Origin of the sequence: Facklamia lactis, from assembly GCF_015863205.1 — a bacterium.
Classification (GTDB): domain Bacteria; phylum Bacillota; class Bacilli; order Lactobacillales; family Aerococcaceae; genus Facklamia; species Facklamia lactis.
Genome location: NZ_JACBXQ010000001.1, coordinates 86,655 through 106,175 on the forward strand (window position 1 = coordinate 86,655; position 19,521 = coordinate 106,175).

A 19,521-nucleotide genomic window follows, 5' to 3' on the forward strand; every position below is an offset into this window, starting at 1 on the left:
GTGAGAAAATGGTGGAGACAAGGAGACAAACAATTGGTTATGTTCATTCTACAGAATCATTTGGATCAGTAGACGGGCCAGGTATTCGTTTTATTTCTTTTATGCAAGGTTGTCGAATGAGATGCGAATTTTGTCATAATCCTGATACTTGGAAAATAACCGGTGGCCAAGCTTATACAGCGCAAGAGTTATTTGATGAAGCAAAGCAATATCGAGCTTTTTGGGGGAATAATGGTGGAGTCACGGTGTCAGGAGGAGAACCCTTATTACAAATGGATTTCTTGATAGAATACTTTAAAATTTGTAAAGCTAATGGCGTTCATACTACCATTGATACCTGTGGTCAACCATTTACTTATCAAGAACCTTTTTTTTCAAAATTTAATCAATTACTACAATATACCGATTTATTACTGTTTGATCTTAAGCATATTGATAATGAAGGACATATTCATTTAACGGGTCATCCGAATTCTAATATTATTGATTTAGCAAATTATTTGTCTGAAATAGGACAAGATGTTTGGATTCGTCACGTTTTGGTTCCTACACGAACAGATTATGATGAGTATTTATATCGTTTATCCGATTTTGTTGCGGGGTTAAAGAATGTTTTAAAATTTGAAGTGTTACCGTACCATAAGATGGGGGTATATAAATATACGGCTCTAGGTTATAAATATAAGCTTGAAGGTATTGAGCCGCCGAGTGTTGAACGAGTTGAGAATGCTAAAAAAATTTTAAAAGTAGACCAATATACCGGATATTTGAACAAATAGAATAAGATGGAATGATTTTTGCATCAAAAAGCATTAATAAAGGGATTGGAAATGTGAAGCGAGCATTCTATTTTTCTAGAAAAGATGCTACACTATAGGAGTAACTGATATGAGGAGGATATAATAATGACAAAATATTTAGTTTTTGGACATAAGAAGCCAGATACGGATACAATAGCATCAGCTATTGCCTTTGCTTATTTTTTAGAGCAAGAAGGTCATGAAGCAGAAGCTGTTGCATTAGGTGAAGTAAGTGGCGAGCCTGTGTTTGCATTAGAAAAATTTGGTCTACCAGTACCTCGAATGATAGAAACTGCTGCAAATGAAGTGACCCATGTAGCTTTGGTTGATCATAATGAACCACAACAATCAGTTGATGATTTAGATCAAGTTCAAATTGATTATGTGATTGATCATCACCGTATTTCAGGCTTTAATACAGCTCAACCACTATACTATCGGGCAGAGCCTATTGGGTGTACAGCTTCTATTCTTTATAAAATGTTTCAAGAATTTGGACATCAAATTCCACAAAATATTGCTGGAATTATGTTGTCAGCTATTATTTCGGATACTCTGTTATTTAAGTCTCCTACAACAACGGAACAAGATAAAGCAATTGGCTTAAAATTAGCTGAAATTGCTCAAGTTGATCTTTACGAGTATGGGCTTGAGTTCTTAAAATCTGGAGCTGATATTAGTAAACAGACAGATGAAGAAATAGTAGATGGTGATGCTAAAAACTTTATTATGAATGAGAAGAATATCCGAATTGGTCAAACCAATATTATTGGTTTTGAAGAGGTTCTGGCTCGTAAGGAGGGTCTGCTAGAAGTGATGGCAGCAAAACGAGCAGAGATGGATTTAGAACTATTTGTCTTAGTGATTACAGATGTATTGGAGTCAAATTCCATTGGATTAGCAGTGGGTGAAGACTTGCGGGTGATTGAAGAAGCTTTTAATACTGAAATTAAAGATCAGCAATTTGAGTTGCCAGGAGTGGTTTCTCGTAAAAAACAAGTAGTTCCTCCTTTGACTGCAGCTTTAAGCTAATTAAAATAAAAAAAGTAGCACAAGCTAACTTGTGCTACTTTTTTTGTTATCGATTGCCAATTGAGTGATAAGATTTTTATCGGGGGTAACGTAAAGTGTTTTTTGACCTTCATAGATTACAAAGCCAGGTTTTGCTCCGTTAGGTTTTTTGAGCTGCTTGGCTTGGACAGTATCAACGGGGACATTAGCAGAAGAAGAAAATTTGGAATAGTAAGCTGCTAATTGTGCAGCTTCGAGCATTGTTTGTTCGGAAGGTTTATCAGATTCTATAATAACATGCGCACCCGGTATTTCTTTTGCGTGGAGCCACCAGTGGTTTTTTGCGGCTTTTTTCAATGAAAGTTCGTCATTTTGTTGGTTATTGCGCCCCACATATATCAGACAACCATCACTAGATTTAAAGCGTCTTGGTTTGCTTTTTGTCTTAGCCCTTTTTTTACTAGAAATTTTCTTTTGTGAAACGTATCCTTCTTCGATTAATTCTTGTTTGATAGATTCTACATCTTCTAAGTCCGCTTGTTCAAGTTGGATAAGAATTCCCTCGAGGTAATTAATTTCGTTTTTGGCCAGCTTTTCTTCGCGTTGAATATATTTTAGGGCATCTCGATATTTTTGATATTTCTTGAAATACACTTGCGCATTTTCAACAGCAGATAGACGAGGGTTGAGTTTGATGATTATTTCTTGATTCTCTTGATAATAATTGTTGAGCGTTATCTCATCTTGACCATTAGGAATTTGATAAGCAAAGGCATTTAATAATTCACCCATAATTCGATAGGTGTCAGCTTCTTTTGCTATTGCTCGATCTTTTTCTAAATTGGATAATTTTTTCTTGTTTTTATCAATGACTTGTTCAATCTTTTGGATAATGTTACCTGATAATTGTTTGATTCGGTCCAAATGAACTTTTTGATGGTAGAAATTAAATAACAATTCAGAAAGAGAGGAATAGGCGATTTTTATTCCTTCTATGTGGGGAAGATCAAAAGCATAAAATTTAACTGAATGATCTGTTTGATAAAGAGTGGGTGCTGGATAGTCTAAAGCAGACTTTAGACGCTCAAGAGCCGTAATAGCGGACAGCTCTTCTCCTGTATCTGACATCCAGTAAGCTATTGTTTTTGAAAGTTGTTTTCCCATGCCTTGAATCACTTGATAAGCCTTTCCAGAGGCTAGGGTGTCATGATATTTAAGAGAGAACTGATATAATTCTTGATCTGTTAGTGTGTATAGATTATGTTGTTCTGTGTTTTTGGGTGGTCTTTTAAATGTTGAGCCTGGTGTAAGTGAACGATAGGAGTTCATTGTGCTCGGAACGTGCTTGATACAATCAATGATTGTATTTTCTGTTGGATTTACCAGAATAATATTTGAATGTCGTCCCATTAATTCAAAACTAAGAAGATATTCTTGTTCAACTCCGATTTCATCTCGGCCAGTTAGTCGCATATCAATGATTCGATCATTTTCATGTTGTTGGATGTCAATTATAAAGGCAGATTCTAGATATTTGCGTAATAACATACAAAACATTGGAGCATGCTCAGGATTAGCAGGTCTTTCATCTGTTAAATAGATAGAAAAATAATTAGGATGAATAGAAGCAGAAAGACGGTGATTTGTCCGATTAGCTCGAATGACAAGTTGTAATTCTTGCTCGAAAGGTTGATAAATTTTATGGATACGACCTTTATTCAGTTGATTGCGAAGTTCAGCGCATAATGCTCGGGTAAAAAATCCATCTATGGACAAGGTTTTTCACTCCTTTCAGAAAGTCTATTCTTTATTGTAACTTAAATGACAGAAGCAGGCTAGAAAGAAGTTTGATTTTTTATTAGAAATTGATGAAAAACTTGCTTGACAAAATTTAATCATTACCATAAACTGAATTTAAGATAAATTAGGAGGTCGAGGAAATGTTTTCAGGTAGCAACATTCAATTTAATCGCTGGCAAGGCTGGCATAGATAGGTTGTAGACTTGGGCATTTCCCTGGATACAACCGTAGTTTGTGATAACTACTTTTGTATCTATGTGGCAAGCAGTCCAGCCTACCATGTAGATGTATTGATACATACTATATGGTAAGTGGAGGAAGCTAACGCATATAGTATGTGCGTTAGCTTTTTTGTATTCAAAGAAAGGACTCAAAATGAAGACTTTAATAAAATTTATTTTTTTCTCTTCATTGGCTATGTTAACGGCTAATTTTCAAAATGTGGAGGGAGCGGCTCAAAATAAAGAGGAGTTAGAAATTGCTATTGTCCAGTTAGTGTCTCATCCATCATTGAATGATATTCATCAAGGAATTGTTGATCAACTTCAAGCGTCAGGTTATCAAGAGGGCGTTAATTTATCAATCAATCAACAAAATGCAGAAGGAGATATGAGTTTACTTCAAACGATTTCAGATCAGGTAGTGAACGATCAGCCTGATTTGATTTTTGCGATTACAACTCCTGTTGCTCAAACATTTCAAGAGAAGACACAAGAAATACCCATTATACTGGCGGGGATTACTGATCCTTTGACAGCTGGTTTAGTAGATAATTTAGATCGGCCAGGTCAAAATATTTCGGGAGTTTCCGATCAAGTTCCTTTAGAAGAGCACTTTCAGTTGATGAAGGAAATACAACCAGAGATTAAAAAGTTAGGGATTATATATTCTACTTCTGATGAATCAGGTCGCTCAGATGCAGAAAAAGCAAAAGAAGTGGCTCAATCATTAGGCTTGAAGGTCGAATTGGAAGGGGTAGCTCAAGCGATCGATGTGCAGATGGTAGGATTACAATTAGCAGGCCAAGTGGATGCGATTTATGTGGGGGCAGATAATACGGTTGCTTCTGCTTTTGAAGCCTTATTAGATGTTACTGAGGATTCGGGCATTGGAATCTATCCTTCAATTGATATGATGGTTAGTCAAGGAGGAGTAGCAGCCCTAGCCATTAATCAAGCAGAAATCGGTCATGAAGCAGCATTGGTTGCTATAAAAATTTTAGAAGGACAAAAAATTGGAGATATACCTATCTCTTACGTGAAGACTAAGTATAAAGTTTATAATGCTAAAACGGTGGAAAAATTAGATATCACCATCCCGAAATACTTGTTAAAAAGTTTAAATGAAATTGGAGGCGAATAAGATGGATATCTATTACTCAGCAGTTGGTCAAGGTATTTTATGGGGAATAATGGGATTAGGATTATACATATCTTTTAGGATACTTGGTTTTGCGGATTTAACTTCTGAATCGTCTTTTACTTTAGGAGGAGCTGTATCAGTCTTTGCCATTACTTCAGACGTTCATCCATTACTTGCAACTTTATTAGCAATTCTGGCGGGAATGACGGCAGGTTGGATAACAGGTATTTTAACGACTTATTTTGAAATATCTGGATTATTGGCCTCTATTATAACAATGACAGGTCTTTATTCTGTTTCTTTAGGGATTATGCAACAACCTAATCTTTCTTTAAGAGGCTATGAGACTGTTTTTTCAACTTTAATAATGGGGGTATCAGATAAGTTTATTGTGCAATTTGGAATTGGAATTCTTTTTACAAGTCTATCTGTCTTATTTCTTTCAATTTTTTTTAGAACGGATATTGGGCAAGCAGTGATAGCGACGGGTGATAATGCGGTGATGGCTGATTCACTAGGGATTAATACTCCGCGTATGATGCGTTTTGCTTTAATGCTTGCGAATGGTTTAATTGGTTTAAGTGGTGCATTAATCGCGCAAGACAATGGTTTTGCAGATATTCAACTGGGTACAGGAACAGTGGTCATTGCTTTTTCTTCAATTGTGATTGGAGAAGCCATTTTTTATAGGCAAATTAAGCTTCCTTACCGTTTTATTTCTATTATTCTTGGAGCGTCACTTTATCGTGTTCTACTTGTATTTGTTTTAAAACTCGGCTTTGATGCTAATTATTTTAGACTTTTATCAGCTTTAGTTCTTGCAGCTTTTTTAGGAGCACCTGCGGTATTTAAGAAGATAAAACGATTTAAGGGAGGTTTTGCTAATGGCTAATTCTCAACCTCTACAATTGATTAATATCAGTAAAACATTTACTCGGCAAAATGGAACCACAGTGAGTGTTTTGAAAAATATTAATTTGACTTTATCAAAAGGAGAAGTCGTAGCAGTGATTGGCACGAATGGGGCCGGTAAATCAACATTATTTAATGCGGTTGCAGGAAGTATCATGCTTGATGAAGGGAAGATACTGATGGGCTCCAAGGAAGTCACTCGATTAGCATCCCGAAAGCGAGCCGCAAATATTGGACGTGTTTTTCAGAATCCATCAATGGGGACAGCCCCTCGAATGACAGTATTTGAAAACTTGATATTAGCGAGTAAACGGGGCGAAAGAAGAGGTTGGAGTCGATCACTTTCGCAACCAAACAAAGATTTTATGCGCCAAGAACTATCTCAGTTTAAACTTGGTCTTGAAAACTGTTTAGAACTGCCTATCGAAAATTTATCTGGTGGGCAAAGACAGGTTGTGTCTTTATTAATGGCCACTTTAAAGCAACCTGAGTTATTATTGTTAGATGAGCACACTGCAGCTTTAGATCCACGAATGGCGAAACTTGTTATGCACCTAACTCAACGGATGATTGAAGAGCAAGGACTTACTACCTTGATGATTACTCATCAGCTTCAAGATGCAATTGACTATGCCGATCGTATTGTTGTGATGCATCAAGGAGAAATTCAACATGAATACATCTTAGCAGCTCATCCTTATTTAAAAACAAAGGATTTATTTGAATTTTTGGAATCATTAATTTCGTTTGAAACACCTAATATTTAAAAGTATATAAAAAGACCTGGTGATCATTGAGTTAACCAGGTCTTTCATTATTTTAGAATAGATTTTGCATAAGTAGATGGGCTAATACCAAACTCTTTACTAAAAGCTCTTGAGAAATATTGTATTGAACCATACCCTAGCTCTGAAGCGATTTCAGAAAGGGTCATCTTGGATTCATGAATTAATAGTTTACTCCTCTTTAAGCGTAAGCTGTTGATATAAGCTTTTGGAGTCTGACTTGTATATTTTTTAAAGAGGGATTGTAAACTTGATCTTGAAATATTAAAGTGTTCGACTAGGTCATTTACTTGATGTTGTTCATGAACTTGTTCTTGTAAAAATTCAACGATAGATTGGAAGAGTTCATTTTCGTAATTTTCGCGCATGGATGTTGAACTGTCTTCTTGAGGTTGATGATCACCATTTAACATTTGAGCAATAATCAATTGTAAGCTTGCAAGCATTTCATCGTAATAATAAGGCATATTTATGTGGGTTTGATTGGATAAGCTGATCAAGCGTTCTATAAGTTGTATTTGGCGGTGTCCTAATTTTACAGGTCGTTGACTAATGCTCTCGTTTATTCCTTGGCCATGAAACAAAATAGAGATTAAGGTGGACATACTATCTTCTTTAAAGATCATTTGGTGTTTTTGACCCGGTGATTTAAGCCAAGCTTGGTTTTTGCTAAGTATGTGTTGAGTATGTTGGTTGAGATAAATTTTTGCTTCACCTTGATCAATAATTAGCAGTTCATAATAATCATGAGAAGGTTGTTTGAGCGATTCGCCACTAGAATAGACCTGATAGTGAAGACTATAGATAGCATCAATCGAGATATTTGCTTTACTTCTATTAACCTGGATGCGTTTTTTGACACTCATAATTTGTGGATCTTCATTTTGAGTGGGCTCTAAATAAATTTTACATTCAGGCGTAAGGGCTAGGGTGTTGAAGTAGGTATTAGGCTGAATACGAACAGCATTTTGTAAAATGTAATAATGATAAGAATCTGAGTCTTCAGGAGTATCTGTAATAACCAAAAGAGCTAGTCCTTTACATTCAGTGAGTGTCACTGGCTTGGTAAATTTTAATAAGGCATCAGAATGATTTTTTTTAATGCTAAGCAAGCGGTTGAAAGGTTTAATTTGTTGGTCATCATATTTTACAGTTGTAAATAATGAATTTTGAATATTATCAGTGGTCTGGTTATACATTTTTTACTCCTTTCAATGTTCTTTCTTCCATTATATCCTAATAAAGATAAAAGAACTACCAAAGGAAGGTTTACGAAAATGGTTTATAATTTATCTAAATTAATGTTGATTGGTTTTGAGTGTAGGGAAGAGTCAATCTCATAGATTTAAAAACTGTTAGACTTCCTGCTTGATAAAACGAACGTATGTTCTATAATAACTTGTAGATAGCTAAAGGAGTGGGAAAATGGGAAAGAGCCAGTTGACTAGTAGAATGCCGGAACAGATGTTTCCTCGACGTTCAATATTATGCTTAGATTGTAAATCTTTTTTCGCATCGGTGGAATCAGTAGAAAGGGGGCTTCACCCTCTTCGTTCTAAATTATGTGTAGTTTCCCATACGGGTCATCACTCTGGAGTAGTGTTAGCTGCTTCGGTTCAGATGAAGATGAAATATGAAATCAAAACTGGGTATAGGAGCAGTGACCTTCCGGTGGGGATTGATGATTTTTTGATAGTGCCGCCACGGATGCGAGTGTATTTGGATATCAATAAAAAAATCAATGAAATCTTTCTACGTTATGTAAATTTAGGTGATTGGCATCCTTATAGTATTGATGAAACTTTTTTGGATGTGACAGCGAGTCAAAGGTTGTTTGGAAATCCTTATCAAATTGCAAAGAGGATTCAACAAGAAGTTTGGAACAAGTTTGGCTTAATCATGACAATTGGAATTGGTGATAATCCTTTATTAGCTAAGTTGAGTTTAGATATAGAAGCGAAGGAGGCATATCCCACTTATATTACAAAGTGGGCGTATGAGGACGTTCCTTTTAAATTATGGCCAATAAAAGAATTAGATGAAGTATGGGGAATTGGACGAAGAACAGCTAAGCGACTACGCCAGATGGGAATAATGTCAGTATATGATCTTGCTCATTTTGATCTTAGTATATTGCAGAAAGAATTTGGCGCGATCGGCACTCAGCTTTATTATCATGCTCATGGGATTGATCATAGTCGTTTATCGGAGAAATTTAAACCGCGCCAAGAATCGTTTGGCAAGTCTCAGATATTGAAACGGGACTATTATCTCCAAGACGACATAGAATTGATTATTCGGGAAATGACAGATCAAGTGGCAGCAAGGCTTAGAAAAAGAGGGTTGAAAGCAAGTAGTGTCCATTTAAGTTTGGGTTTTGCAGAAGGGGAATGTTCAGAGCGGTTTAGCCATCAAGCAAAAATATCCCCCTCCTCATCTTCTTATCGAATTATTTCAGCTATGCTAAAACTTTTTAGAACTTTTTATCGAGGGCAAGTGGTTCGACGAGTGGCACTTTCACTGGGAAATATTCAAGGAGGACGCGATGGTCAGATGGGACTTCTGACAGATTTAGATTGGGAGGAATCCACTAATCAATTTGAGAAAACGATAGATCAAATTCGTAATTACTATGGGTATCAAAGCTTGGTTCGGGCTTCATCTCTTCAAGAGGCTGGAACAGCTATTCATAGGTCTAAGCTTCTTGGAGGGCATTGGGCGAGTGGAGAAGAGAGCTCTGGAGGGAAGAAAATTTAGATAAAATTTAAACAAGGTGTGTGCTATACTTGAATAGAATATTGTGAAGCGAGAGAGGTTAGAATATGCAGATGAATATAGGACGAACATTGCGAATTTTATGCGGTTTGTTGACTTGTGTGCTGTTTTTTTCAGCATGTAGTCCACTAAGGCAAGAGCGTGAGAGTGAAGAAAAGGAGCGACCGGTAGAAGAAACAACAGAAGAAAAAGTAGTGCCTGGCGCAGGAAAAACAGTCACCATTCGTTCGATAGGTGACATTCTCTTGCATGACGCTGTCTACTGGGATGGACAAACTGAAGAGGGTTATTATTTTGATTCAATGTTTGAGCCGGTGGCTAAGTATGTTGGAGAAGCAGATATTACAACGGCAAATATGGAAACGATAGTAGCAGGTTCTGTCTTAGGTGTTTCATCTTATCCAATCTTCAATGCTCCGGAACAAATTGTAGATACTTTACTCAATTTAGGAGTGGACATCGTTTCTAATGCTACTAACCATACGGTGGATTATGGAGGCGCTGGAGCCCATGCTTCGATTGAAACACTAAAAACTAAAGGAATGCAATATGTAGGTTCGTATGAATCTTGGGAAGACTATCATCAGCCACGAATTATTGAAGTTGATGGAATCAAAGTAGGTTTTTTGAATTATACTTATGGCACGAATGGGAATCCGATACCAGAAGATGAGCCTTATCTTGCAACTTTAATCGATACCGAATTAATTCCACAGGAAATTCAGGCACTTAATGAAAAAGTGGATATTTCAATTGTTATCTATCATTATGGGGAAGATAGTATGGTTCCTGTTCAATCGCAGTTAGATTTAACAGATTTAGCCATTGAAGCAGGAGCTAATTTTGTATTGGGTGGGCATTCTCATATTATGCAACCCATGGAGCGTTTTAGTGACTCACAAGGTGCGTGGTATTCTCATGGGAATTTTCTTTCAGGACAAGTCCAAGAATATGAAAAAATTGGTGGTATTGGGGAGTATACTTTTAAGAAACATGAAGATGGCTCTGTCACTTTAGAAGAAATGCGCCTTATGCCGACTTATAATTTTGGTTTACCAGAATGGGATACCTATTTAGTGGTTCCGTTGACTGAAGCACAAGACTATGGACTGTGGAATGGAGATGCCTTATACAATGAAGTTTATGAGCGATTCACGACCTATTCAGATTCTGTAGAAGTGGTAGAATATTTTGAATAATTTTTTAAAAATGCTCTCTTTTCTTGGTTAGCGCAATCTATCTCGAAATGTGTATTTACATTTGGAGGTGGATCGGATGAATAAGAGAAAATGGAATTTTGGTTTGATAATCGTTTTACTATTGTCCTCGATACCATGTGATAGGATTTTGGCGAGTGAGTCGGACATTGTGAGGGAACCTTATATATTAACGAGGCAGATTAATAATCAGCCAGTCGATTTAGGGGCTTGTCAAATTCTATTAAGGGAAGATTCGAATAGTGGAGCAAGTAATGAAGATGTTGATTTAGCAGCAGCACGTGAACAATTAACTGCAAATCAAACACGTATGGCAGCTATTAATGAAAGATATCAAGTTATAAATGATGAAATTGCTCAACTAGAAACAGGTGAAAGTAATTCGCTTGAGGAAGCAGAGAAAGCCCTAGAAGCAGTGATTGAGACTGTCTATCAAGATTATTTAGTGAATGAGACTGATTTTGCAAGCCTGAATGCAGAAGAACAACTTGCTTTGGTGAGCCAAAATCTTGATATTGTTGAGTGGCAAAATTATATAGATAGCTTGATAGAAATTATTAATTCATATATTAGTGAGAAAGCAGACTTAGAATTAGAATATGAACAATTGGCTTACGATAATGATAATTTAAGTCAAACACTGGATGCTAGCAAAGTATCTGAAGCCCAATTGAATCAGTGTCAGCTTTATCCATACAGTAGTAAAATAATACCTAAAGACCAATTAATGATTAACCAGCAAAGTTCTACTTTGTCGGAATACTTATTAGAAATTGATCATTATTTGCAGGAATTGATACCTTTAGCTTATCGAAAAGTTACTTTTGATGATATCTATAACTTGTTTAACCGACAGATAACTCGAGAAGAAATTGCCGACTTATTGCAAGGTAAGGAGCAAGTAGTTATAGATGAGGAAGCTTTTCAAATTTATCAATATGCTAAAGAATTAAGCCTATTTGACATTGAAATTGTAGCAACGATGGCGTTAGATGATTATTATCGTAATAGTTCGATAGAAGTGTATAAAACAAGCTATAACAATATGTTGAATCTCAAAGAAGGGCAACTCGCATATTTTTATCAATTGAATGTTGAAACACTCGATTATATGAAGGAGCAATTAGCTGAGTACCTTAATAGCCATGCATTATTTTCGGACGAGGTTATTAGAGAAATGCAGGCTTTTCATCAACGTTATCAATTGAAATTAGTATTATACGATGATCAAAGTCAGACTTGGATGCCATATCTTGGGGGCCAGTCAGGTTATTTAGATGATTTTTCGAGTCGAGAGTTGTTACATACGCCTAGAAACAATGATTCTACTGAAGAAACGACTAATGAGGGCAGAATTGAACTAGATGAACATATCATTAATGAAGACGAGTCTAACAAAATTCAAGATTCAAGTCTTTCTTCGACTCCTGAGCATTATGGGGATGATCATTTAGCTTATTTAAAGGATAAACTCGACAATAAGTCAAAAATAAATAAACACACAAATGGTAAGGATATTGCAAAACCCTTGAAGAAAGAGAAGAAGTATCAAAAAGAAGATGAAGTGGATAAGCCAAAAGGTAAAAGTAAGTTAAGCTTACCCACAACTGGAGAACAACGATTTTATTTACTTCTTTCAGGGATTTTCTTATTAGCAGGATTGATCCTACTTGCTATTAATCGCTACATAAAGTATCGAAAAATTAAAGAACTACAAGCTAATGAGGAAGATTGGATATAAAACTCGTATTTTGGCTTTTTCTTCGATATAATACTAAATGACCATACGTAGAGGAGGCTGTATAATGGCAACGATAGTTGAATTTAATGAGCAAGTAGCATCTTTTAAAAAAGTAGACGGAATTGAAGCGCAAGCGCTGATTCAATCTGGTGAAGGGCATTTAATTTTTGTAGGGCGTGAAAGCTGTGGCTTTTGTCGCTTGTTTATTGATAAACTTTCTCAGGTTGCTAATGAACATGCTTTAACTGTTCATTTTCTACATTCTCAAAATCAAGAAGATCAAGAAGCATTGGCTGAATTTCGGGATAAATATAAGGTGGTGACAGTACCAGGTTTAGTGTTCTCTGAAGATGATCATGTCAAAACTGTCTGTAATTCCCAAATGACAGTCGATGAAATTGCTGAATTTGTGAATCTTTAGAAGGAGAAGAGGATGGTGAATGGTGTGGAGCAGGAGCCGAAAAAAGAAAATAAGGTGAGAGATAGATCGGGGGGGCCTATTGTCTGGTTTTTGATAGCTTTGATGACGGTGTCTATTGTGGCTCTTATGATTATTTATCGCAATACGTGGACTAGTAAAATCGGTATTCCTCAAGAAAAGGAATCATCAAGCTTAATCCGTCAGGAATCTGTTTCGACTGATCAGATAATGGAATCGGAGTCAACTACACTCCATGAAACAAATACAGTGTTATCGCAGAACGAACTAGAAGATGAAACACAGGATAGTCTGAGAGAACAGTACGCCCAATTAGAGGAGCCCGTTACTTACTCTATTATTCAATATAATCAGGAAACGATTGAAGATTTACATGTGGAACGTGCTTTTGACGTTCTGATGGATCGTTTAAAAGCAGAAGGTGATTTTTATTCTACTGTTGATTACCGGATAACAGTTTTCCCAACCTTAGACCCGAACATCTCTAATTTAGCTTTAGACGAGCACTATGCAGATGGCACGATACACAAAGGGCATTATCGCTTCGACTATCGAGCCAAGGAAGTGACAAAATACTAAGAATAACCACCTTCAAATCTTTTGATAGGAAGGTGGCTTTGTTTTATTTAGAAAGTCTTTCAGGTGCATTTAATTCTTTTGTTAGCCAAATAATATCTAACCATTCATTAAATTTGATACCTGCATTGGGAAGGATACCTCTTTGAGTAAAACCATTTTTTTCATAGAATTGAATACCGGATTGATGATGATGGGTCATCGTTGAGATAAGCGCTACAATCTTTTTCTGGGAAAGAGAAGTTTCAAGTTCTTGGTAGAGTTGTTGCTTAATGGCTAAATTTGGGTGATTACGATCAGTATACAGAAACACTTCTACAGTATATTGATAAGCCTGTCGAAGTGAAAACGGACGGGCATAAGCAAAAGCAACTAGTTTTTCATTTAACTCAGCTACCAAAAAAGCATGAGTTGCTTGGAAGTCTAATATTTGTTTTTCGATTTCTGAAACCGAAGGAAGAAACGTATCAAGAGTGAAGAGAGTTTCTTCGACATAGGGTCGATATAATTCGCGAATTGAGTTAGCGTCCTGAATTTGAGCAAGACGGATATTTAATTTGGTTTCCATAATCTACCTCCAGTTTTATAGTTTTTATTATAAAACAAACAGACTAAAAGTGATATTTTTTCTATAAATAAACTTAGTTAATTTGAAAGCGATTACCTTTTTGTTAAAATAGGGGTGAGAAATAAAAAAAAGAAAGGATGAGGTTATGCCGCAAAATGTATATACTAACTATTGGATTAATCGACGTGATAATGTTGTAAAAGAACACGGATCTTATGCAACGGAAGAAGCAGCAAGGAAAGCGATTAAATCATGGTGGGAGCTTCAGAAAGATAATTATAAGAATGTTGAGGACCGGAGAACCAATTCGGGGGCATTAGAAATTACATATGGAGATGATAATTACTATTATCGAATTGTTCAACGCGAAATAGATGGCCGCTTACCTTCGCTTAAAGTTAAATTGAGAAGTCCAGGAGAAATTGAATCTTTACGTAAAAAATTACAACTAGATGAGGAACTATTCCTATTTGATGAGTTGGCTGAGCCTTATCGAGATCGTTTATTAGAAGCGATGGGAGATGGTAAGAAAGTTCAAGAATATATCTATGATGAATATGGTCGTTTAGTGAGACCGATATAGAGAAAAAATATTTTGCAAAACCAGCTTATAGTTAGGACTATCAGCTGGTTTTTGTTAGGATATTCTATAAAGAAGGTGAGATTATGCGTGATGAGTTAGAACAAATCTACGAAGAGATTATATCAGATGCGGCGAACCGTCAATATAGTGATAAGGGATGGAAGCCAGTTTATACTGCTGGCAAAGAAGCAAAAATTGCATTAATTGGTCAAGCACCAGGAATTAAAGCGCAAGAAAGTCATTGTCCTTGGAATGATGCGTCTGGAAAAAGATTGCGACAATGGATGGGAATTAATGAGGAGACATTTTATAATCCAGATCAAATAGCACTACTTCCGATGGATTTCTATTATCCTGGCAAGGCAAAAACGGGAGATAAGCCTCCAAGGAAGGATTTTGCAGTAAAATGGCACCCTCGCATATTAGAGTGTTTACCTAATATCGAATTGACTCTTCTAGTAGGGGCTTATGCGCAAAAACATTATTTAAAAGACAAACGCAAAGGCACTTTAACCGAAACAGTTCGTGCTTATCAGGATTATTTACCTGACTTTTTTCCGATCGTACATCCCTCTCCATTAAATGGACGTTGGTTGAAGAAAAATCCATGGTTTGAGGAAGAGGTAATTAGTGAATTGCAAGGTTTAATACGGTTCCTAATAGTAGAAAGAATTTGACTTTCTAGCTTATTTTTTAAATTTTATTGCAATCAAATTTAGAAGTAGTACAATTAAACAGGGAAAACTAAGCAATATATTAACATCATTATATCCATAGGGGTGAATGTTTTGCCGATTGTTAAACGTTTTAAGAATTTTGATTATTTTAGAGGTCTTGCTATTATAGCGGTTATTTTGATCCATATTACAGCTCCAATTACAGGGCAAACTGAAGCAGGAAGAGATTTAAATATTGAACCTTCTATAATAGCAATTGTGTTTAATCAGTTATCTCGCTTTGCTGTGCCGATTTTCTTACTATTGTCAGGGTGGGGCTTGGATATGGCGGATGCCTATGGTCGCTCTGACTCTTATGTGGAATTTATTTGGAGTCGTTTAAGAAAAATTTGGTCAACCTATTTAATTTGGAATGTAGTTTATGCTTTAATTAATTTTCCTCTAAAAGGGGAGCCAATTTCTTTTCTGCAATTTTTATTAAATATTTTCCGAGGTAGTAATTCATATCATTTATACTTTGTTCCGTTAATTTCTATTTTATATTTACTTTATCCAGTTTTATCGTATATTGCCCTAAATCGGTTGCTAATGTTTAGTTTTGTGAGTCTATTCCTTATTCAGCATATAGGTGATTATTGGTGGCCCTTCATTCCGTATGATCAATGGCAACATTTTTATACTTATTCCTTCTTTTTTGTGGTTGGCATTTGGTTTAGTAACTGTTTTGAAGAAAAGATTAAATTCTTTTCTCAGTATAAATTGATTGTTTACTTCATTCTGCTAGTTTCGGCTCTGTTGGTAGTAGGAGAGAGTGTTATTAATGAAGGAATGGTTGTAGCAACTACTCGCCCCTTGGTTACTATTTATTCACTGGCACTATTCTTATCAGTTGCCTTAATCAATAATGGTATAACAGAATTTTGGGAGAAGGTTTTATCAACACTTGGAGATCATTCGTATGATATCTATCTATCCCATGTTTTGACTTTAATCATCATTGAATGGCTATTACGATACTCCTTTCTAAGTTTTTATCCAACTTTATATATTTTGTTGGCTTTTGCTGTAATTGTGTGGATATATTTCATAGGGAAACGGATGAAATATAAGATAATAGAATATTAGTAACATAGAAATTTTGAATAAAGATAGTCATAGGATTATAAAACGAAAAAATATTGAGAATGTTCAATAATATATTTTTGCAATCAAGTAATGGAATTATGCTAACTTTTTTGTTATGGTATGAAAGGAAAACCTTTTGCTATCTGTTTAGCAAACTTTATTAATATGTTTTTTCTTTACTAGAAATTTTTCCAAAGCTATAGAATATCATAAGCAGTTAAATTAAGAAGTTTTCGGGGGATTCGAATAAATCAAATGATGGCTGTCTTGGTTTTTAAATAAAAAATGTACCAAGTTAAAGTAAATACTCGATGTTTTGTTTATACTTAAAACTTATCTTGAATAGTCAGGGTTATGGGTAAAACTATTTTTAATATATTTTGATACTAATTTAGAATTGTATCAGAAAAGTTTAAATATGTAAGTAATGCATGTTAACTTATTGTTTCCATTCATTCTGATAAATGCCTTCAACAATTCTTACTGATTTATAATTTGTATAGGAGGTGAAGATGGTAAAATTTTCATATCTATTTATAAGGAAAGTTATAGTTAACAGAATTAGTGTTGATATGTTTTACAAAAGGGCTGAGCTTATTTCAAGATTTAGAGATTTACTATTTTAATTTTGTGTGAATGGAACTTACATACTATAAAGCAGAAATTTTCTGAAATTTATTGTAAGTAAAAGAAATAAAAGTAGTATCTGTGGGGGGTTGCAGTGAATAAAGTTTTGATAATAACTAATCACGATATTGGACTTTATAAATTTAGAAGAGAATTATTAGCAGAATTAGTTAAAATATATGAAGTATATATCGTTTTGCCAAAAGGGATATATACAGATGAAATAGTGGCTATGGGATGTCACACTTTGAATGTTGAAATAGATCGAAGAGGGAAGAATATTTTTAAAGATTTGCTTCTTATTCATAAGTATAGAAAGTTTATCAAAATGATATCACCGGATGTAATATTGGGTTATACAATAAAACCAAATATATATATAGGCCTCCTAACTCGAAAGACGAATATACCTTTTTTACCTAATGTGACTGGAATTGGTACCGTTATGCAAGAAGAATCTCTTGTAAAGCTTGTGATTATTCAATTATATAAATTAGCTTTTTCTAAAGCACATGTTGTTTTTTTTCAAAACAAATATAATTTAGAAAAATTTTTAGAATATAGATTACTGCATGGAAGTTACAAATTATTACCAGGATCAGGCGTAAATTTACAAGAATATCAAATCTTACCTTATCCTCAATCTGAACCTATAAATTTTGTGTTTATTGGAAGGATTATGAAGGAAAAAGGGGTAGATGAATATATTGAATTGGCTAAGTATGTGAAGAAGAGATATCCAAATTCTTACTTTTATGCTTGTGGATTTATCGATGATAAAGAATATTCTGATACGATCAAATTTTTACAACAAGATGAAATTATTAATTATTTAGGAAATATCGACAATGTGATGGAAATCATTGGTAAATCTCACTGTGTTATTCATCCTTCTTATCACGAAGGAATGTCAAACGTATTGTTAGAAGCTGCAGCTTGCGGACGGCCAGCTATTGCGTCTAGAATTCCTGGATGTAAAGAAATTATCCAAGATGGTGTCTCAGGATATCTTTTTGAAAAGAAAAATATAGAGCAACTGAAAGGATGTGTTGAAAAGTTTATTAAATTATCAAATGAGCAAAGGGAAAGAATGGGACAAAATGCGCGACAGCATGTAGAATTAAACTTTGACCGAAACATTATTGTTGAATCTTATTTAAAAGAAATAGAAAATGCTATATTGGAGGAATAAAAATGTCATTATCAGAACAAATTAAAAATCGTGAAGAAAAAATCTCTTTAGTAGGGTTAGGTTACGTAGGAATGCCAATTGCGGTTGCGTTTGCTAAAAAAGCTGATGTGATCGGTTTTGATATTAATCAAGAAAAAATTGATCTTTATAAGCAGGGAATTGATCCAACTAAAGAAGTGGGAGATGAAGCCATTAAATCTACTACTGTTGATTTTACAGCAGATCCTTCTCGATTAAAAGAAGCTAAATTTCATATAGTAGCAGTTCCAACACCTATTTCTGAAGATAAGAAACCTAATTTGTTTCCAGTAGAGGCTGCAAGTCGTACTGTTGGTCAAAACTTAACTTCAGGTTCCATTGTGGTGTATGAATCAACCGTTTATCCAGGGGTAACGGAAGATATTTGTATTCCAATTTTGGAAGAAGAATCGGGTTTAAAAGCAGGGGTCGATTTTAAAGTAGGTTTCTCACCTGAGCGTATTAATCCTGGCGATAAAGTGCACCGTTTAGAAACAATTGTGAAGGTGGTCTCAGGTCAAGATGAAGAGTCGTTAGAAGAGATTGCAGCAGTTTATGAAATGGTGGTAGAAGCAGGAGTTTACAAAGCTGAAAGTATTAAAGTAGCAGAAGCCGCAAAAGTAATTGAGAATTCTCAACGTGATATTAATATTGCTTTTATGAATGAATTGTCTATTATTTTTAATCGTTTAGGTATTGATACCCAAGCGGTATTAAAAGCAGCAGGAACAAAATGGAATTTCTTGAATTTTACGCCAGGGCTAGTCGGAGGCCATTGTATAGGAGTCGATCCTTATTATTTAACATATAAATCAGAACAAGTTGGGTACCGATCAAAAATTATTTTAAATGGTCGTCAAATAAATGACGATATGGGGAAATATGTTACCGAAAGTTTAGTTAAACAGTTGATAGCTGCAGATATCAATGTAAAACAAGCTAAAGTAGGTATTTTAGGTTTTACTTTTAAGGAAGATGTTCCTGATACCCGTAATACCCGTATTATTGATGTCGTTGAGGAATTAGCGGAATATGGAATTAGTCCCATAATTGTTGATCCAGTTGCAGATAAAGAAGAGGCATTAGAAGAGTATGGTTTAGAATTTAATGATTTTGAAGATTTAAAAGATTTGGATGCATTAATTATTGCAGTAGGTCATGAAGAGTTCTTGAATTTAACTCCTGAAGATATTGAACAAATGTATGATGTCAGCGAGAACAAAAATCGGGTCCTCATTGATATTAAAGGTGTTTTGAATCGTAAACAATATGAAGATTTAGGCTATAATTACTGGCGTCTATAGAAATGAGGA

General features: G+C 35.1%; 18 protein-coding genes. 15 read left to right on the top strand and 3 right to left on the bottom strand.

All coding sequences use genetic code 11. The features are described from left to right. Nucleotides 1–8 precede the first annotated feature (8 nt). Together pflA and HZY91_RS00405 are read left to right on the top strand one after the other, a co-directional pair. The gene (gene pflA, locus HZY91_RS00400; RefSeq protein ID WP_197113408.1) at nt 9–779 is read left to right on the top strand and encodes a pyruvate formate-lyase-activating protein; all 771 of its coding nucleotides are present in this window, start codon (nt 9–11) and stop codon (nt 777–779) included. Between the two features lie 126 nt (nt 780–905). Continuing rightward, nucleotides 906–1,832 carry a manganese-dependent inorganic pyrophosphatase gene (locus HZY91_RS00405; RefSeq protein ID WP_197113410.1) on the top strand — a complete coding sequence of 309 codons (927 nt, stop codon included), beginning with the start codon at nt 906–908 and terminating at the stop codon, nt 1,830–1,832. Between the two features lie 24 nt (nt 1,833–1,856). On the opposite strand, the gene HZY91_RS00410 is transcribed toward HZY91_RS00405, so the two are convergent. Beyond that, nucleotides 1,857–3,587 carry an Rqc2 family fibronectin-binding protein gene (locus tag HZY91_RS00410; protein WP_197113412.1) on the bottom strand — a complete coding sequence of 577 codons (1,731 nt, stop codon included), beginning with the start codon at nt 3,585–3,587 and terminating at the stop codon, nt 1,857–1,859. A gap of 399 nt (nt 3,588–3,986) precedes the next feature. Between HZY91_RS00410 and HZY91_RS00415 the strand changes: the two genes are divergently transcribed. Genes HZY91_RS00415 through HZY91_RS00425 form a run of 3 tightly spaced genes read left to right on the top strand, consistent with a single transcriptional unit; the run spans nt 3,987 to nt 6,652 of the window. After that, a complete protein-coding gene (locus tag HZY91_RS00415) occupies nt 3,987–4,973 on the top strand; it encodes an ABC transporter substrate-binding protein (protein ID WP_197113414.1) in 987 nt (328 codons plus the stop codon). 1 nt (nt 4,974) lies between these two features. Beyond that, nucleotides 4,975–5,865, top strand: coding sequence for an ABC transporter permease (locus HZY91_RS00420; RefSeq protein WP_197113416.1), 891 nt, complete (start codon nt 4,975–4,977; stop codon nt 5,863–5,865). After that, nucleotides 5,858–6,652, top strand: coding sequence for an ABC transporter ATP-binding protein (locus HZY91_RS00425; protein ID WP_197113418.1), 795 nt, complete (start codon nt 5,858–5,860; stop codon nt 6,650–6,652). The genes HZY91_RS00420 and HZY91_RS00425 overlap by 8 nt, the downstream gene beginning before the upstream one ends. A gap of 47 nt (nt 6,653–6,699) precedes the next feature. On the opposite strand, the gene HZY91_RS00430 is transcribed toward HZY91_RS00425, so the two are convergent. Further along, nucleotides 6,700–7,869: a helix-turn-helix domain-containing protein gene (locus HZY91_RS00430; RefSeq protein WP_197113420.1), complete on the bottom strand. Its 1,170-nt coding sequence runs from the start codon at nt 7,867–7,869 to the stop codon at nt 6,700–6,702. Between the two features lie 226 nt (nt 7,870–8,095). Between HZY91_RS00430 and HZY91_RS00435 the strand changes: the two genes are divergently transcribed. From HZY91_RS00435 to HZY91_RS00455, 5 genes are all read left to right on the top strand, one after another. Beyond that, nucleotides 8,096–9,427 (top strand): Y-family DNA polymerase, encoded by a 1,332-nt coding sequence (locus HZY91_RS00435; RefSeq protein ID WP_197113422.1) that lies wholly within the window; start codon nt 8,096–8,098, stop codon nt 9,425–9,427. A 65-nt stretch (nt 9,428–9,492) separates the two neighbouring features. Next, nucleotides 9,493–10,644: a CapA family protein gene (locus HZY91_RS00440; protein WP_235991442.1), complete on the top strand. Its 1,152-nt coding sequence runs from the start codon at nt 9,493–9,495 to the stop codon at nt 10,642–10,644. Nucleotides 10,645–10,720: 76 nt separating this feature from the next. Then, nucleotides 10,721–12,403, top strand: a complete 1,683-nt coding sequence (locus HZY91_RS00445) for a hypothetical protein (RefSeq protein WP_197113424.1) — start codon at nt 10,721–10,723, stop codon at nt 12,401–12,403. A gap of 64 nt (nt 12,404–12,467) precedes the next feature. Further along, a complete protein-coding gene (locus HZY91_RS00450) occupies nt 12,468–12,824 on the top strand; it encodes a DUF6568 family protein (protein ID WP_197113425.1) in 357 nt (118 codons plus the stop codon). Nucleotides 12,825–12,836: 12 nt separating this feature from the next. Then, nucleotides 12,837–13,421, top strand: coding sequence for a hypothetical protein (locus HZY91_RS00455; RefSeq protein ID WP_197113428.1), 585 nt, complete (start codon nt 12,837–12,839; stop codon nt 13,419–13,421). 43 nt (nt 13,422–13,464) lie between these two features. On the opposite strand, the gene HZY91_RS00460 is transcribed toward HZY91_RS00455, so the two are convergent. Then, a complete protein-coding gene (locus tag HZY91_RS00460) occupies nt 13,465–13,986 on the bottom strand; it encodes a GNAT family N-acetyltransferase (protein ID WP_197113431.1) in 522 nt (173 codons plus the stop codon). 145 nt (nt 13,987–14,131) lie between these two features. Between HZY91_RS00460 and HZY91_RS00465 the strand changes: the two genes are divergently transcribed. The 5 genes from HZY91_RS00465 (at nt 14,132) to HZY91_RS00485 (ending at nt 19,512) form a co-directional block, all read left to right on the top strand. After that, nucleotides 14,132–14,569 carry a hypothetical protein gene (locus HZY91_RS00465; RefSeq protein ID WP_197113434.1) on the top strand — a complete coding sequence of 146 codons (438 nt, stop codon included), beginning with the start codon at nt 14,132–14,134 and terminating at the stop codon, nt 14,567–14,569. 83 nt (nt 14,570–14,652) lie between these two features. Then, the gene (locus HZY91_RS00470; RefSeq protein ID WP_197113437.1) at nt 14,653–15,246 is read left to right on the top strand and encodes a uracil-DNA glycosylase family protein; all 594 of its coding nucleotides are present in this window, start codon (nt 14,653–14,655) and stop codon (nt 15,244–15,246) included. 111 nt (nt 15,247–15,357) lie between these two features. After that, nucleotides 15,358–16,371 (top strand): acyltransferase, encoded by a 1,014-nt coding sequence (locus HZY91_RS00475; protein ID WP_197113440.1) that lies wholly within the window; start codon nt 15,358–15,360, stop codon nt 16,369–16,371. A gap of 721 nt (nt 16,372–17,092) precedes the next feature. Continuing rightward, on the top strand, nt 17,093–18,190 hold the full coding sequence (locus HZY91_RS00480) for a glycosyltransferase family 4 protein (RefSeq protein ID WP_197113443.1): 1,098 nt from the start codon (nt 17,093–17,095) through the stop codon (nt 18,188–18,190). 2 nt (nt 18,191–18,192) lie between these two features. Continuing rightward, complete coding sequence (locus tag HZY91_RS00485) at nt 18,193–19,512, top strand: nucleotide sugar dehydrogenase (protein ID WP_197113461.1); 1,320 nt, start codon at nt 18,193–18,195, stop codon at nt 19,510–19,512. Nucleotides 19,513–19,521 lie beyond the last annotated feature (9 nt).

Coding starts and splice junctions, on each gene's coding strand:
- HZY91_RS00435 (WP_197113422.1), top strand. CDS start 8,096: ATGGGAAAGAGCCAGTTGACTAGTAGAATGCCGGAACAGATGTTTCCT.
- HZY91_RS00470 (WP_197113437.1), top strand. CDS start 14,653: ATGCGTGATGAGTTAGAACAAATCTACGAAGAGATTATATCAGATGCG.
- HZY91_RS00450 (WP_197113425.1), top strand. CDS start 12,468: ATGGCAACGATAGTTGAATTTAATGAGCAAGTAGCATCTTTTAAAAAA.
- HZY91_RS00430 (WP_197113420.1), bottom strand. CDS start 7,869: ATGTATAACCAGACCACTGATAATATTCAAAATTCATTATTTACAACT.
- HZY91_RS00420 (WP_197113416.1), top strand. CDS start 4,975: ATGGATATCTATTACTCAGCAGTTGGTCAAGGTATTTTATGGGGAATA.
- HZY91_RS00460 (WP_197113431.1), bottom strand. CDS start 13,986: ATGGAAACCAAATTAAATATCCGTCTTGCTCAAATTCAGGACGCTAAC.
- HZY91_RS00465 (WP_197113434.1), top strand. CDS start 14,132: ATGCCGCAAAATGTATATACTAACTATTGGATTAATCGACGTGATAAT.
- pflA (WP_197113408.1), top strand. CDS start 9: ATGGTGGAGACAAGGAGACAAACAATTGGTTATGTTCATTCTACAGAA.
- HZY91_RS00455 (WP_197113428.1), top strand. CDS start 12,837: ATGGTGAATGGTGTGGAGCAGGAGCCGAAAAAAGAAAATAAGGTGAGA.
- HZY91_RS00440 (WP_235991442.1), top strand. CDS start 9,493: ATGCAGATGAATATAGGACGAACATTGCGAATTTTATGCGGTTTGTTG.
- HZY91_RS00425 (WP_197113418.1), top strand. CDS start 5,858: ATGGCTAATTCTCAACCTCTACAATTGATTAATATCAGTAAAACATTT.
- HZY91_RS00445 (WP_197113424.1), top strand. CDS start 10,721: ATGAATAAGAGAAAATGGAATTTTGGTTTGATAATCGTTTTACTATTG.
- HZY91_RS00485 (WP_197113461.1), top strand. CDS start 18,193: ATGTCATTATCAGAACAAATTAAAAATCGTGAAGAAAAAATCTCTTTA.
- HZY91_RS00405 (WP_197113410.1), top strand. CDS start 906: ATGACAAAATATTTAGTTTTTGGACATAAGAAGCCAGATACGGATACA.
- HZY91_RS00415 (WP_197113414.1), top strand. CDS start 3,987: ATGAAGACTTTAATAAAATTTATTTTTTTCTCTTCATTGGCTATGTTA.